Genomic DNA, 15,072 nt, shown 5'->3' with positions numbered 1-15,072 from the left:
CGGCGACGCACCGATCCTTGAGACTTTTGGATTTTGGGGAGACCCGCCATGACCGACCGCATCCTCGACTACCTCCGACGCACCCCCGCCGACGGCCCCCGGCTCGTCGTCGACATCGACGTGGTGGAGCGGAATTATCGGGCGTTCGCGCATGCGCTGCCGGACACCCGCGTCTTCTACGCCGTCAAGGCCAACCCGGCTCCTGAGATCCTGAACCTGCTGGCCGGCCTCGGCTCCAGCTTCGACTGCGCCTCCGTGGTGGAGATCGAGCAGGCCCTGGCCACCGGCGCCGGTGCCGATCGCGTCTCCTTCGGCAACACCATCAAGAAGGAGCGTGACATCGCTCGCGCCTTCCAGCTCGGCGTGCGCCTGTTTGCCGTCGATTGCGTGGCCGAGGTCGAGAAGATCGCCCGCGTCGCCCCTGGTTCGCGCGTGTTCTGCCGCATCCTGTGCGATGGCGCCGGCGCCGAATGGCCGCTGTCGAAGAAGTTCGGCTGCGCCCCGTCCATGGCCCCCGACGTGCTTGAGCATGCCCAGATCCTGGGCCTCACTGCCTATGGCGTGTCGTTCCATGTCGGCTCGCAGCAGGGCAATGTTCAGGCCTGGGACAGCGCCCTCGCCACGGCTGCCGGCATCTTCCGCGAGATGGCCGAGCGCGGCATCACGCTGTCGATGGTCAACATGGGCGGCGGCTTCCCGGCCAAGTATCTGCGCGCCATGCCCGGCGTTCCCGCCTATGGCGACGCGATCTTCAACTCGCTGCGCACCCATTTCGGCAACCAGCTGCCCGAGACCATCATCGAGCCGGGCCGCGGCATGGTCGGCGATGCCGGCATGATCGAGGCCGAGGTGGTGCTGGTGTCCAAGAAGGCCGAAACGGACGAGATCCGTTGGGTCTATCTCGACATCGGCAAGTTCCATGGCCTCGCCGAGACCATGGACGAGGCCATCCGCTATCCGATCCGCACCGAGCGGGACGGCGATGCCAAGGCGCCCTGCGTCCTGGCCGGACCGACCTGCGACAGCGTCGACGTGCTCTACGAGAAGACCCCTTATGATCTTCCAGTGAGCTTGTCGATCGGTGACAAGGTGCTGATCGAGGCCTGCGGGGCCTACACCACCACCTATTCCACCATCGGCTTCAACGGCTTCCCGCCGCTGGCTTCCGTGGTGATCTGAGATTCAGCGAGGAGCGGTAGAAACCGCTCCTCCGACCTCCAGCCATTCCGTCGTCTCCCAAGCCGGGCGTCCGATCCGGCCTGTGGGGATAGTTGTGTCCCGTACGGCCGTTTCATCGGTGCGAGGGCTGTCGCTCTCCTTTTGCCAGGAGCCACGGCCATGATCCGTATTGTTCCCGAAACCTCTGCCCATCTCGAAGCTCGCGAGGCGCTGCTCGGCGCCTGCTTCGGTCCGTCCCGTTTCGCCAAGACCAGCGAGCGCCTGCGCGAAGGCCGCCTGCCGGCCAAGGGCCTGGCCTTCACCGCCGTCGATGACAACCGGCTGATCGGCACGCTGCGCCTGTGGAACATCTCCGCCGGCCCGGGCCGGTCGGCCCTGTTGCTCGGCCCGCTCGCTGTCGATGGCCAGTATCGCAGCGAAGGTCTCGGCGCGCGCCTGATGTGGCACGGCATCGGCTATGCCCAGGAATATGGCCACAAGGCCATCCTGCTGGTGGGCGATGCTCCCTATTACAGCCGTTTCGGCTTTTCGACCGATCTCACCGAGCGCCTCTGGCTGCCCGGCCCGGTGGAGCGCAACCGCTTCCTCGGCCTGGAGCTGGTGCCCGATGGACTGGTGGGAGCGGCCGGCCTGGTGAACGCCACCGGCGAACTCGAAACCGCACCCGACTTCGCGGCGCTCGTTGCCAGGGCAGCCAACGAAGCAACTTTCCGCTTCGCAGCGTAATCTTCGGGGAAGGGTCCCTTTGCCCGAGGCGTCATCGCGTCTTCACATATTCGCGACAAAACTTGCACCCGCGGGCCCCAGCCCCTAAACGCTGGGGCTCGCACATTTTGGAGGATTGAATGGCTCAATGGCCTGTCTACGGTAAGATTTCCGGCCCCGTCGTGATCATTGGTTTCGGTTCGATCGGTCGCGGCGTGCTGCCGCTGATCGAGCGTCATTTCGAATATGACAAGGAGCGCATGGTCATCATCGACCCACATCCGCTCGATGCCGACCGCAAGATCATCGAGGAGCACGGCATTCGTTTCGTGCAGGAGGCCGTTACCAAGGACAACTACAAGAGCCTGCTGCAGCCTTTGCTTACCGCCGGCGGCGGCCAGGGCTTCTGCGTCAATCTCTCGGTCGACACCGGTTCCGTCGACCTGATGGAATTCGCCCGCAGCCTCGGCGCCCTTTATATCGACACGGTGGTCGAGCCCTGGCTCGGCTTCTATTTCGACAAGAACGCCGGTCCTGAAGCGCGCACCAATTATGCCCTGCGCGAGAGCATGCTGGCCGCCAAGCGCCGCACGGCCGGTGGCCCGACGGCCGTTTCCTGCTGCGGTGCCAATCCCGGCATGGTCTCCTGGTTCGTCAAGCAGGCCCTGCTCGACGTCGCCGAGGCAACCGGCCATGGCTCCGCCGACCCCAAGACCCGTGAGGAATGGGCCGCGCTCGCTCATAAGGTCGGCGTCAAGGGCATCCATATTGCCGAGCGCGATACCCAGCGCGCCAAGCATCCAAAGCCGCGCGGCGTGTTCGTCAACACCTGGTCGGTGGAAGGCTTCATTTCCGAAGGCCTGCAGCCGGCGGAGCTGGGCTGGGGCACGCACGAGACCTGGATGCCCGAGACCGGCCGCACTCACAAGGAAGGCTGCGGCGCGGCGATCTACCTGCTGCAGCCCGGCGCCAATACCCGCGTGCTGAGCTGGTGCCCGACGCCCGGCCCGCAATATGGCTTCCTCGTCACCCATAACGAGGCGATCTCGATCGCCGACTACCTGACGGTGCGCGAGAATGGCGAGGCGGTCTACCGCCCGACCTGCCACTACGCCTATCACCCGGCCAACGATGCCGTGCTCTCGCTGCACGAGATGTTCGGCGCGGCCGGCAAGGCGCAGGACAAGTTCGTCATCCTCGACGAGAAGGAAATCGAGGACGGTGCGGACGAGCTCGGCGTGCTGCTCTACGGCCATGGCAAGAACGCCTATTGGTATGGCTCCCAGCTCACGGTCGAGGAGACCCGGAAGCTCGCGCCCTACCAGAACGCCACCGGCATGCAGGTCACCTCGGCCGTGCTGGCCGGCATGGTCTGGGCCCTGGAGAATCCGGAAGCCGGCATCGTCGAAGCCGACGAAATGGACTTCCGCCGCTGCCTGGAAGTGCAGAAGCCCTATCTCGGCCCGGTCAAGGGCTACTACACCGACTGGACCCCGCTCGACGGCCGGCCGGGCTTCTTCCCGGAGGACATCGACACCTCTGATCCCTGGCAGTTCCGCAACATCCTGGTGCGGTGAACGATCTTGCCTTCTCATTGAGAGGCGGCAAAGCGAGACGCGACAAGCCTTCTCCACGCAGTGGGGAAGGCGACCCGGCAAGGCCGGGTCGGATGGGGTGTGGCCCGCAAGCTCCACCCATCCGATCCGGCCCCCAACAATATGTAGAGCCTGTGCTCAACTGGTTCAGGCCCCGCTAGCGGCCCACATCCCATCCGTCATTTCTTCGAAATGCCACCTTCCCCAGCTGCGCTGGAGAAGGTCAGCCGCGCCTTATCCTGCAACGATGGAATGCAGGCCGAGTTGATTGAAGCGCTGAGCACGTAGGGGAAAAAGCCCTCCTACGCCGGCGCGAAACGGAAATGGCCTGTTTGCGGGAAGGCGAACAAGGTGTCCTCTTCCCGCGCACCCTGCCCGATATTGTGGATCGCCAGCCTGCGCCCCGGCGTCTCGGCCGAGACCTCCAACGAGACGATCAGGATATGCGGCAGATTGCCGGGCAGCATCTGGGTGACCAGGTCGCCCGGCAAGTAATCGGACGGATCGGCAGTCACCGGCAGCACCGTGCCCTTGCGCTTGAAGAAGGCGATCAGATTGGGCACGCGGCGGTGGTCGATATTGGGATCCGGCGCTCGCATGCCCCAATTCCTGGGATAGGCGGCAAAGCCGGCCTTCATGTCCTCGTGCACCAGACGCTGGAGGTCGAGGGCGAAGGCCTTGCGATAGGCGCGCACCACCACGTCGGTGCACACGCCCCGCTCGGGCGCCACGTCGCCGCCGGGATAGGCGATGCGCTTATAGGCGGGATCATAGAGGGTGGTGACGCCGATCTGTCCCCGCGCCGCATCCACCAGGTTCTCGCGCCAACCGGCTGCTGCGGCTTCCGCACTCTGCGCGCCAACCATTCCGGCAGCCAGGGCAATAAGACCCGATAGCAGGACCCGTCGACGCGTGACTTCGTTCATACCAGGCCCTTGCTTCCCACCAGTTTCTCCAGCGCCGACAGCCAGTGCTTGTAATAATGCGAGCCGTCGTCTGCGGGCGCTGCCGCGATCTCGCCGCCCAATGCCTGCGCCCATTCTGGCCAGGTGAACACGCCCTTTTCGTGGAGGGAGACGGCAAGCGCAAAGGCGCGGGCCTCCCAGGGCTCGCGGAATACCGGTTCGCCGCGGTCGCGCGGAATGGAAGGAATGGCGTCAAGCGGGGTCAAGGTAGCTCTCCCACAGATCGAGCATCACGGTCAGCGTCGGGTCGGCCTGCGGCCCCCAGAGTTCGGTACCGGCGAAGCGCACCGTATAGAGCCATTCGGGATTCTCGCCTTCGCCATGGGCGTTGCTGTCAGGCAGCACGTACATGCCATGGGCTTCGACAATGGTACCCAGATGCCCGCGCGCATAGCGTGGCAACCTCGTATGGGTGAGCTTGTGCTCGTTGCGTGCCCGCACCCCCTCGCCGGCGGCAAAACGCGCGGGCTGGCTCGCCGGGCGATCGCAGCGCGTGCCGGCGGCCAACGCGGCCGGCACCTCGGCCGCCTTGATCACGCGTTTGAGCGGCTTGCCCGGCTCGATCGCCTGCCCCTCGGCAAGCTCTGCCTCGCTGACCAGCGCTTTCGCCAGCATGAGCTTGATCAGGGCCTTGATCCAGATCTCGTAATAGGAGGAGGACAGATAGTCCGCCGGCGGCAGGCTCTCGCGCGCATAGCGCCCGGCGTCGAGCGGCCAGGAGCCGGTCGCGCCCATCGCCAGCGTCACCGCCATCGCCCGCTTCTCCCAGGCGGCGTGGAAGAAAGGTTCGTCCTTTTCCGGCGCGATCGGTCCGAAGCCCATCATGCCGCCGAGGTCCTGCGCACCGTTCATGCCAAACTCCGAGAAAGGCAAGGCCACCAGCCTGTCTTACGCGGAGTCGGTCCCGCTTGGCAAAAGCAATGAAGCCTCACCCTCGCCCCGGCAGCATGCTCTGCAGCACGCCGTCGCGATCCCACAGCCAGTGCTTGAGGGCAGCGGCCACGTGCAGGAGGACGAGGCCGATCAAGATCCAGGCGACCCGGTGATGCAGCGCCTTCATCTGCTCGGAAAGCTCGAAATCGGGCGCAACGAGATTGGGAACATGCCCTCCCCCCGGCAGCTGGATCGGCAGCGGCAGAGGCGAGGCCGAGATCATCACATAGCCGGTGATCAGCATGGCGAAGATCAGGCCGTAAAGCGCCGCATGCACCGCCTTGCTCAGCACGCGCTCATGGCGCGGCATGGTCTGCGGCAGCACCGGTGCCCTGGCCAGGAGGCGCCAGGCGGCACGCAGGGCCATCATCAGGAAGACGAGGGCACCCAGGCTCTTGTGCAGCTGATAGAGATCGAAGCGCTCGCCCTGGTCCTCCACCCATTCCACCATGACGAGGCCGAGCCCCAGCATGAACAGGATGAGCGCGGCGCAGGACCAATGCAGGAATTGCCCGGTCGCACTCCAGCGATGACGGAGGGATGGCCTCGCCTTCATCACCACGCCTCCCGTCACTGGGCTTGCGCCTCAGTGGTGACGATCAGGTCGACATCGTTGCTGATCGCCGGAAAGCCCGCGCTCATGTTGAAGGCGAGGCGCTTGATCACCCCGGTCGCGCGGAAGCCGATCTGCGAGCTTCCCCCGTTGGCGGGCTTGTCCAGCGCGACGTCGATGGTGAGCGGGCGGGTGACGCCGCGCATGGTGAGGTCGCCCGTGACCCGGGCATGGCTGCCATCGACCTTCTCGACCTTGGTGGACGTGAAGCTGATGGTTGGATACTGCGCCACGTCGAAGAAGGCATCGGTGCGCAGATAGTCGTTGAAGGAGGGCGAGCCGACATCCACCGATTTCGCTACCACCTTGAAGGTGACGCGGCTGGCGGCGGGATTGTCGAAATTGATCGAGATCCTGCCATCGAAATCATGGAAGCGCCCCTTGGTGCGCGGCCAGCCGATGCCGTCGACGACAAAGCCCACCGACGTTCGGGCTGGATTGATGCGCCAGTTGCGCGCTTGCGCAGAATCGGCCTGGCTGGCGCCGAGCAGGCAGATGATCACGGGTATGGCTCCCAGAGAGAGCCTATTCAGTCTGGCGGTGGTCATGGCTCAATTCCGTCTCGATCCGTCACACAGGAGGTTCGGCTGGAAAACACACTGGGCCGGATTTTATTCGTGTTCCCGATGATAGGCCGATCACAACGGGGTGAGCAGGAGAAAGACGACGTGTCCTAGCCCAGGCCGATGCGCGGCGCCGGCGCGCGCGAAGCCTGATCGATCAGCCAGTCGACCAAGGCGCCGATCTCCGGCTTGGCGAGGTTTTCCTCGCTGCAGATGCAGTGATAGTTCTTGGCCGCCGGCACACGCTGCGTCAGCGGCTGCACGAGCCTGCCTTCGTCGAGATCGCGCGCCGAGATCACATCGTCCACCAAGGCGACGCCATGGCCATCCCGCGCTGCCTGCAGGATGAGGGCGAAGTCGCCGAAATAGATGTCGGCCGCACCCGGATATTTCACCCGGGCTTGTGCCAGCCATCGACGCCATTCCGAGCCGTCGTCCTCGTGCAACAGGCGATGATGCAGCACGTCGGCAGGCTGGCGGATGGCATGCGGCCCTCGCAGCAATTGCGGGCTGCAGACCGGCATCAGATAGACGCCATGCAGCATGCGCCACCAGAAGCCCGGCCAGGGTGGGTTGCCATAGACGATGGCGACATCGGTCCTGCGCCAGTCGATGGCGTGGAACTCGACGCCGGAGGAAACCTGCAGCCTGAGGTGGCGATGCTCCGCCATGAAGGCGAACAGCCGGGGCGCGAGCCATGTCGTGCCCAGCACCGGCGGAATGCAGAGGTTCACGATGACCTCGGCCTGGCTGTCGATGCGCTGCGCCGAAAGATTGCGCACGCCCTCGCCAATCTCGGCCATGGCGGCCCCGACGGATTGCCGCAATCCCAGGCCCGCCTCCGTCAGCACCAGCCGGCGGCCTGTCTTGGTGAAGAGTTCCACGCCGAGATGGAGCTGCAGGGAACGCAATTGCTGGCTCACCGCCCCCGGCGTGACATGCAGTTCGGCGGCGGCAGCCCCGACATGGCCGAGCCGGGCGACGACCTCGAAGACCTTGAAGGCATGAAGCGGCGGAAGCATGTGAGTCAGATCATTTAGTTTTTCTGCTTCTTAGACTAGCAGAACATTTAGCTTGTTTCCATGCTTTCCCTGCCTGAAAGTCGGGCAATCCAGAACAGAACAGCCGGGATCACGGCATCAGGGGAATGCTTCCATGCGCTCGACGAAGAACCATATCGCACGCGCCATTCTATGCGGCCTTGCCGTCTTCCCGTGGATCTTCATCGGGTCGGCACGGGCGGCGGATGTCCCCTCATTCGTGCAGAACGGCACCTTCAAGGTCTGCACCGCCGGCGAATTCCCGCCGATGGAATTCTACGAAAAGCCCGGCGACAAGGCCCTGGTCGGCTTCGAGATCGATGTGGCTGAGGCACTGGCCAGGCAATGGGGGGCCAGGACCGACTATGTCGTCGGCGACTTCAAGGGCCTGTTGCCTTCGCTGGATTCCCAGCGCTGCGATGCCGTCATCAGCGGCATCACGCTGCGGCCCGAGCGGCTGCAGAAATATGACGGCATCGCCTATTTCCAGACCTCCACCGTGATGGTGACGGCCGCCGGCGACAGCGAAACCCGCACCCCCGAGGATCTGAGCGGCAAGACCGTCGCCGTCGAGGCCGGCACCAGTTTCGAGCCGACTCTCGCCGCCCTCAACGCCACCTTTGCCAAGGCCGGACGGCCCGAGGCCGTGCTGCAGCCCTATCCCTCGGCCGCGGCCGTCATCCAGCAGATCCTCGTCGGCCGCGCGGCCGCGACCATCACCCTCGACACCACGGCAGCCTATCGCATGGCGCAAACGCCCGGGCGGCTGCAGATGCCCTATGCCTATGCCGACAAGGAATTTTACGCGATCTATCTGCGCAAGGATGTTGGCGACCGCAACGCCGTGCGCGCCGGCCTCGAGGCCTTGGCGGATGGCCGCATGCAGGACATCCTGAAGAAATGGAACCTGTCGCCCCAGGCCGTCGAGATCGACGGCGTTGCGGCTCGATGATCCGGCGCGATGTTCGATTTCCATCTGTTCCTCGAAGCCGTCTTCGGCTGGCCCCTGGCCGAAGGCGCCCTCTTGACCATCGCGCTGTCGCTGGTGGTAATGGCCGTATCGATGCTGACGGCCATGGGCACGGCCTCCCTCGCCACCTCGCCGCGGCGCCTGCTGCGCTGGAGCATCGTCGGCTATGTCTGGCTGCTGCGCGGAACGCCGGCTTTGCTGGTGTTGCTGTTCATCTGGAACGGCCTGCCCCAGCTTTCGCCGCTGTTCCGGGCCGGCTGGTTCTCGCCCTTCCTGGCCGCCTTCATCGCACTCACCTTGATCCAGGTGGCCTATCTCACCGAGATCCTGCGCAGCGCCTTCGCGGCCGTGGGGCCGGGACAGCGTGAAGCCGGTGCGGCGCTCGGCCTGCATCGCGGCCAGATCTTCGTCCTCGTCACGCTGCCCCAGGCCATGCGCATCGCCCTGCCCGCCCTGATGAGCGAGTTCATCACGCTCCTGAAGACGACGTCGCTTGCCACGGTGATCTCGCTCAAGGAACTGATGACTGTCACCCAATATGCCATCGCCACCAGTTTCCGCTTCATGGAGTGGTATGGCGCAGCGCTGGTCTATTATCTCGTGATGGTCTCGATCCTGACCGCCATCCAGATGCGGACCGAGGCGATCTTCGCGCGAGGCCGGCGTTGATGTTCCCGCCTTCCATAAACGTCGCGCTGCCTCATTCGAAGAAATCACGCCTTGATCCTGGAGTAATGGCATGACCGTGGTCCCTCCTACTGCCTGGTTTGCCAGGGAAAGCCTTACGCCCGACCTGACCCGGCTGTGGGAACCCTGCGTGCACGCCTTCTTCCAGGCCAACATCTTTCACCTGAGGGGCCGCGATGCCGATCTGGTGCTCGATTTCGGCATGGGCCTGTCCTCGCTGCGCGGCGCCCTGGAACTCACCGAAGGCAAGCCCGTCCTGGCAGTGGCAAGCCACGGCCATGTCGACCATGTCGGCTCCTTCCACGAATTCGAGCAGCGTTTCGGCCATGTCGCCGAGCAGGCGGCCTTCGCCGAGATGCGCGACGATGACACGCTCGCCTCGCTGTTCCGCGACATGGATGGCGCCGTCACACGTCCGCCGGTCCCATCCTGGCAGGCGGCAGACTATCGCCTCGACCCCACTCCCCTCACCGCGTGTCTGGCGGAGGGCGACACCATTGATCTCGGCAATGTCAGGCTACGCGTGCTGCATCTGCCGGGCCATTCGCCCGGATCGATCGGACTGCTGGACGAGCAGGGCGGCCTGTTCTTCAGCGGCGATGCGATCTATCGCGGCGGCCTCGTCGACGACGTGCCGGGCGCCGATAAGATAGTCTATCGCAGGACGATGGAGCGCCTGGCCCGGCTCGACATCGCGGTGGCCCATGGCGGCCATGGTGACAGCATGGACCGCGCCGCCATGCAGGCGATCGCTCTCGACTATCTGCGGGATTGAGAAGAGAAATCTTTGACTTGTCATCCCCGGCTGAGCCACTCGCGAGCGCAACGAGGGGAAGGGGATGACGGATCAGGTTCGGCGCCCTTGATATAAGATTGAGCCGCATCTACCGGCTTGCCGGCATTGACAAGACCGGCTGCCTGGCGCATTGGGCTCGCCCCCAATTTTCCTGATCGGTGCCACCATGCTGCCCTTGGCCTGCCTCGGCGAGCGCATCGTCGTCCTCGGCCCCTCCAATGCCGGCAAGTCGACGCTCGCCGTCGCCCTCTCCAGAAAGCTCGCGGTTCCCGCCATCCACCTCGACCAGCTTCACCATCGGCCCCATACCGATTGGCAGCCCCGGCCAGAGGCGGAGTTCGCGGCCCTGCACGATGCCGCCATCATGGGAGAGCGCTGGGTGATGGAAGGTAATTATTCGCGCCTGATGCCCCAGCGCTTCGCTCGGGCCACCGGCGCGATCCTGATCACTTCCCATCACTGGCTGCGCTTCTATCGCTATCTCAAGCGCACGCTGGTCAACCGCTCCAGCCGTGCCGGCCATCTGGTGGGCGCCAAGGACAGCCTCAAATGGGAGATGATCCACTGGATCCTGGTCAAGACCCGCGACAGCAGCAGCAAATATAGGGCGATCATCGGCCAGTCCGGCCTGCCGGCCGTCGAATGCCATACGGCGAAAGCGCTCAATGAACTCTATAGGGCCTGGGATTTGTAGGGACTATGCCCAACACGGTTCACTCATACGTCATTCGAACTCGCGCGAGCTTTGTCATTGCCGGGCTTGACTCGGCAATCCAGTCCTAAGCCCTGTTGCGTGCGTGGCTTCTGGATAGCCGGGTCAAGCCCGGCTATGACAAATCAGAGCCGTTCCCCAAAGTGAACCGGGGTCACCCCCCGATCTCCTCCTTGCGCTTGGCGATATAGGCGTCCACCGCATCACGCACGGCCGGATCGAGCGGCGGTGGGACATAGGCATCCCGCGTTTTCTTCCAAATCCCCAGCGCACGATCGGTCGCGGTACGCTCACCGGCATCGCGCCAATTCTCGAAATTGGACCAATCAGAGAGCACGGGGCGGTAGAAGGCGTTCTCATAACGGGCAAGCGTGTGGGGCGAGCCGAAGAAATGGCCGCCCGGCGCCACGCCGCGGATGGCATCGAGGGCGATCTCGTCGTCGCCGAACTCGATGGGTTTGAGGATCTCGGCCCAGCCGCGCAGCAATTCGGCGTCGATCACGATCTTTTCGAGGCTGGCCGACAGGCCGCCCTCGAGCCAGCCGGCCGCGTGGTTGATGAGGTGGCTATGGCTCATGATCGCTGCCCAGAGCGAGAAGCTGGTCTCCCAGGTCGCCTGAGCGTCCGGCGCCGGGCTCGCATTGACGGCGCTGGTGCGCACCGGCACGCCGAGGCGCCGGCCGAGTTGGGCGGTCGCCAGGGCCGCATTGACATATTCGGGCGTGCCGAAGGCGGGCGAACCCGTCTTCATGTCGACATTCGACGTGAAGCCGCCCATCACGCAGGGCGCGCCGGGACGCAGCATCTGGCAGAGAGCCATGATGGCGCAGGCTTCTGCCGTCTGCTGCACCAGGGCACCGGCCAAAGTTACCGGTGCCATGGCGCCCATCAAGGTGAAGGGAGTGATCACCACGCATTGGCCATGCTCGGCCATGGTCATGATGGAGTCCATGATCTCCTCGTCCACCACGCGGGGCGAGTTGACATTGGTCACCGTCATCAGGGTTGGACGGTCCGCCAGGGCCTCGATGCTGCAGCCGTGCTCGATCGCCGAAAGGGCGAGCGCATCACGCGCCTGCACGCCGCCGACACCGCGCCCCGCCCAGACCAGATCCGACAATTCGATATGGGCGCGATACATTTCCAGATGCCGCACGGGGACGGCGATATCGACCGGCTCCACCACCACGCCGCCCTGCCAATGCAGGAGGCCCAGGCCATTTGTGATCTTGAGGATGTCGCGGAAGGCCTCCAAGTCGCCATAGCGCCGGCCGCGCTCGAGGTCACGCACATTGGGCGCGCCGTTGACCGGGCCGAAATTGACGACATTGCCGCCGACATGCAGGTCCCGCTCGGGGTTGCGTGCATGCAGCACAAAGGACGACGGAGCCTTGGCCAGCATGGCCTCGACGATATCGCGGCCGAGGCGCACCATCTGCGTCGCCTCGTCCACCAGCGCTCCGTGGGTACGATAGGTCTCACGCGCCCTCGGGCTGAGGATCTTCATGCCGTCGGTTTCGAGCAGGGTGAAGGCGGCATCGAGGATGCGCTCGACCTGTTCGGGCGAGAGGATGTCGACCGGCGCGAAGCGATTGGTGAGCCGCGGCATCGGCGGGGTTGCCGCCCCAGTGTTGCGGCTGCCGCGTTCGCGGCGGCCGGCACGACCGTGCTCCGGCGGCGTGTTCTCGCGGGCGATAGGCTGGTCCGAGGGATCCTGGCTCATCCGCGCAACCTTCCGCCGTTCGGATCGTGCAAGGGAGCCTTGCGGATGATGGCCGGGCATTCCCTGCCAAAGATGTCGATGGCGAATTCGCCGCCGTCCTCGTGATATTCGGACTTGATGTAGCCGATGGCCACGCTCTTGCCGACATAATGGCCATAGCTGCCGGAGGTGACGTGGCCGACGACCTTGCCCGATTTGAGGATCGGCTCATAGCCGATCACCTCGGTATCGGTGTCGACCTCCAGCACGGTGAATTTCTTCTTCGGGCCCCGCTCGCGCTCCGCGAGCACGGCGTCGCGACCTGTGAAACCTCCCTTCTTGAAGTCGACAAAGAGATCGAGACCCGTTTCGGCAGGCGTGTAATCGGGCCTGAAATCCTTGTTGAAAGAGCCATAGGCCTTTTCGATGCGCAGGGACGACAGAGCCCGGCCGCCGAAATGCCTGAGGCCGAGATCGCGTCCGGCCTCGAAGATCTCATCATAGAGCGTGGCCTGGTAGTCGGGCGTCGCCCAGATCTCATAACCGAGCTCCCCGGTGAAACCGGCGCGGGAGAAGATCACCGGGGACATGCCGACGGCGGTTTCCTTTACGGCGAAGAGCTTGAAGGCATCGGGCGAGAGGTCCTCACGCACCAGGCGCTGCATCAGCGTGCGGGCATTGGGGCCGGCGATGGAGAAACCCGTGAGCGTCGATGCCGCCGAGCGCACATGCACGTCGGCGGGCGGGTTCTGCAGCCAGAACCAGCGCAGGTGATAGGCCTCGGCGAAGCCCGAGCCGATCAGGAGATAGCGGTCCAAGGCAAGGCAGGCGATGGAGAGATCGCCGACGATGCGCCCCTCAGGGTTGAGCATCGGCGCGATCGCCATGCGGCCGGGTTTCGGCAGCTTGCAGGCCAGCAGCTTATCGAGCCAGGCGCGGGCGCCGGCGCCCTCGATCTCGTATTTACCGTAATTGGAGGTCTCATAGATGCCGACGGCCTCGCGCACCGCCAGGCATTCGTCCCTGACATGCGGGAAGGCGTTGGAGCGCCGGTAGGTCGGGTTCTCGACGGGTTCGCCCCCGGGCGGGGCGAACCAGAGCGCATGCTCCAGGCCGAAATTAGCGCCGAACACGGCACCCGCTCGTCTCAGGCGGCCATAGACAGGCGTGCGCCGCAGCGGCCGCGCATCCGGCAACTCCTCGTTCGGGAAGGCAAGGCGGAAGCGCCGGCGGTAATTCTCGATCACCTTGGCCTTGGTATAGCGCGGCGTGGCGAACACACCGAAGCGTGCGACGTCCATGGCCATGATGTCGGCACCCGGATCGCCCTCGGCCATCCAGCGCGACAGGGTCAGGCCGATGCCGCCACCCTGGCTGAAGCCCGCCATCACGGCACAGGCCACCCAGAAATTCGGCAGGCCCTTGACCGGGCCGACCAGCGGGTTGCCGTCCGGCGCGAAGGTGAAGGGGCCGTTGATCGATTTCTTCACGCCGGCCCGGCCGACAGCGGGGAAGTGCTCGAAGCCGACCTCGAGTTCTGGGGCGATGCGGTCGAAATTGTCGGGCAACAACTGGGTGGCGAAATCATCCGGCGTCTTGTCAACAGACCAGGGCGTACAATTATGCTCATAGGTGCCGAGCAGAGCCCCTTTGCCTTCCTGGCGCACATAGATCTCGCCGGAGAAATCGGTGGTGTTGATGATCTCCTTGTCCAGTCCTTCCAGCTCCGGGATGGCCTCGGTGACGATGTAATGGTGCTCCATCGCCAGCACCGGCAATTCGATGCCGACCATCCGCCCGATCTCGCGGGCCCAAAGGCCGCCGGCATTGACGACATGCTCGGCATGGATGGAGCCCTTGTCGGTGGCGACGTCCCAGGAGCCGTCGGGACGCTGGCTGAGGCCTGTAACGCGGGTGAATCGATGGATCTCGGCGCCGAGCTTGCGGGCTGCGCCGGCATAGGCATGGGTGGTGCCCCAGGGATCGACATGGCCGCCATCCGAGCGCCAGAGCGCGCCGGTGAAGTATTTCTCCTCGATCAGCACGTTGCGACGCTTGGCCTCGGCCACCGGGATGATCTCGGTTTCCATGTCGAGATAGCGGGCACGGCTGGCGACGAGGCGCAGATAGTCCATCTCGCCCTCATTGGCGGCCAGCATCAGGCCGCCATTGGCGTGGATGCCGCAGGACTGGCCCGTCAGGGCCTCCAGCTCGCGATAGAGGTCGATCGTATATTTCTGCAGCTTGGAGACGTTGGCATCGCCATTGAAGGTGTGCATGCCGCCGGCGGCGTGCCAGGTCGAACCCGAGGTCAGCTCGTTCTTCTCGATGAGCGCGACATCCGTCCAACCGATCTTGGCCAGGTGATAGAGGATGGAACATCCCACCACGCCACCGCCGATGACCACGGCACGCACTTCGCTCTTCATTCTCGGGACCCTTTCACGGCAACAGGTCCCTGATACACGACATCAGGCCGCTCCGCGACGATGGTAGGGAAAACGTCCTGATGACAAAACAAACATGACCAGAGTCAACTCATCAGATTTTTCAGGCTAAAAGTGAGGATAGGAAACAAATGATGGATAAGGAAACGCATTGACCCTGGGACC

The 15,072-nt window shown here is 64.6% G+C and carries 14 protein-coding genes and 1 pseudogene; 7 read left to right on the top strand and 8 right to left on the bottom strand.

From position 1 onward, the window contains the following. Positions 1 to 48: 48 nt before the first annotated feature. From ACN6KF_RS00575 to ACN6KF_RS00565, 3 genes are all read left to right on the top strand, one after another. Entirely contained in the window at positions 49 to 1,179 is a 1,131-nt protein-coding gene (locus ACN6KF_RS00575) for a type III PLP-dependent enzyme (RefSeq protein ID WP_434954958.1), read from the top strand. 159 nt (positions 1,180 to 1,338) lie between these two features. Next, complete coding sequence (locus tag ACN6KF_RS00570; protein WP_434954957.1) at positions 1,339 to 1,905, top strand: GNAT family N-acetyltransferase; 567 nt, start codon at positions 1,339 to 1,341, stop codon at positions 1,903 to 1,905. A gap of 119 nt (positions 1,906 to 2,024) precedes the next feature. After that, entirely contained in the window at positions 2,025 to 3,461 is a 1,437-nt protein-coding gene (locus ACN6KF_RS00565) for a homospermidine synthase (RefSeq protein ID WP_434954956.1), read from the top strand. A gap of 320 nt (positions 3,462 to 3,781) precedes the next feature. On the opposite strand, the gene ACN6KF_RS00560 is transcribed toward ACN6KF_RS00565, so the two are convergent. The 6 genes and pseudogenes from ACN6KF_RS00560 to ACN6KF_RS00535 form a co-directional block, all read right to left on the bottom strand. Beyond that, on the bottom strand, positions 3,782 to 4,405 hold the full coding sequence (locus ACN6KF_RS00560; protein ID WP_434954955.1) for a DUF1287 domain-containing protein: 624 nt from the start codon (positions 4,403 to 4,405) through the stop codon (positions 3,782 to 3,784). A gap of 2 nt (positions 4,406 to 4,407) precedes the next feature. Beyond that, positions 4,408 to 4,668 (bottom strand): annotated as a pseudogene (locus tag ACN6KF_RS00555) (nitrile hydratase accessory protein); the annotation flags it as partial. Beyond that, positions 4,637 to 5,296, bottom strand: coding sequence for a nitrile hydratase subunit beta (gene nthB / locus ACN6KF_RS00550; protein WP_434954954.1), 660 nt, complete (start codon positions 5,294 to 5,296; stop codon positions 4,637 to 4,639). The gene nthB and the pseudogene ACN6KF_RS00555, both read right to left, overlap by 32 nt. A 76-nt stretch (positions 5,297 to 5,372) precedes the next feature. Then, positions 5,373 to 5,933, bottom strand: coding sequence for a cytochrome b (locus ACN6KF_RS00545; RefSeq protein ID WP_434954953.1), 561 nt, complete (start codon positions 5,931 to 5,933; stop codon positions 5,373 to 5,375). Between the two features lie 14 nt (positions 5,934 to 5,947). Then, positions 5,948 to 6,538 carry a YceI family protein gene (locus tag ACN6KF_RS00540; RefSeq protein WP_434954952.1) on the bottom strand — a complete coding sequence of 197 codons (591 nt, stop codon included), beginning with the start codon at positions 6,536 to 6,538 and terminating at the stop codon, positions 5,948 to 5,950. 125 nt (positions 6,539 to 6,663) lie between these two features. Next, positions 6,664 to 7,575 (bottom strand): LysR substrate-binding domain-containing protein, encoded by a 912-nt coding sequence (locus ACN6KF_RS00535; RefSeq protein WP_434954951.1) that lies wholly within the window; start codon positions 7,573 to 7,575, stop codon positions 6,664 to 6,666. 133 nt (positions 7,576 to 7,708) lie between these two features. Here ACN6KF_RS00535 and ACN6KF_RS00530 point away from each other — a divergent pair, with 133 nt between their 5' ends. From ACN6KF_RS00530 to ACN6KF_RS00515, 4 genes are all read left to right on the top strand, one after another. Further along, complete coding sequence (locus tag ACN6KF_RS00530) at positions 7,709 to 8,545, top strand: ABC transporter substrate-binding protein (RefSeq protein ID WP_434954950.1); 837 nt, start codon at positions 7,709 to 7,711, stop codon at positions 8,543 to 8,545. A 9-nt stretch (positions 8,546 to 8,554) separates the two neighbouring features. Beyond that, entirely contained in the window at positions 8,555 to 9,232 is a 678-nt protein-coding gene (locus tag ACN6KF_RS00525) for an amino acid ABC transporter permease (protein ID WP_434954949.1), read from the top strand. A 70-nt stretch (positions 9,233 to 9,302) separates the two neighbouring features. Beyond that, positions 9,303 to 10,025 carry an MBL fold metallo-hydrolase gene (locus tag ACN6KF_RS00520; protein WP_434954948.1) on the top strand — a complete coding sequence of 241 codons (723 nt, stop codon included), beginning with the start codon at positions 9,303 to 9,305 and terminating at the stop codon, positions 10,023 to 10,025. 187 nt (positions 10,026 to 10,212) lie between these two features. Then, positions 10,213 to 10,740, top strand: a complete 528-nt coding sequence (locus tag ACN6KF_RS00515; RefSeq protein WP_434954947.1) for a P-loop NTPase family protein — start codon at positions 10,213 to 10,215, stop codon at positions 10,738 to 10,740. A gap of 172 nt (positions 10,741 to 10,912) precedes the next feature. On the opposite strand, the gene ACN6KF_RS00510 is transcribed toward ACN6KF_RS00515, so the two are convergent. Both ACN6KF_RS00510 and ACN6KF_RS00505 read right to left on the bottom strand, forming a co-directional pair. After that, on the bottom strand, positions 10,913 to 12,481 hold the full coding sequence (locus tag ACN6KF_RS00510) for a trimethylamine methyltransferase family protein (RefSeq protein WP_434954946.1): 1,569 nt from the start codon (positions 12,479 to 12,481) through the stop codon (positions 10,913 to 10,915). Next, a complete protein-coding gene (locus ACN6KF_RS00505; protein ID WP_434954945.1) occupies positions 12,478 to 14,889 on the bottom strand; it encodes a GcvT family protein in 2,412 nt (803 codons plus the stop codon). The genes ACN6KF_RS00510 and ACN6KF_RS00505 overlap by 4 nt, the downstream gene beginning before the upstream one ends. Positions 14,890 to 15,072: the final 183 nt, after the last annotated feature.

The organism is Labrys methylaminiphilus subsp. lupini, assembly GCF_051161885.1.
Classification (GTDB): domain Bacteria; phylum Pseudomonadota; class Alphaproteobacteria; order Rhizobiales; family Labraceae; genus Labrys.
Note: the sequence above shows the minus strand (reverse complement) of the source record. Positions and strands in the feature narration are given on the sequence as shown.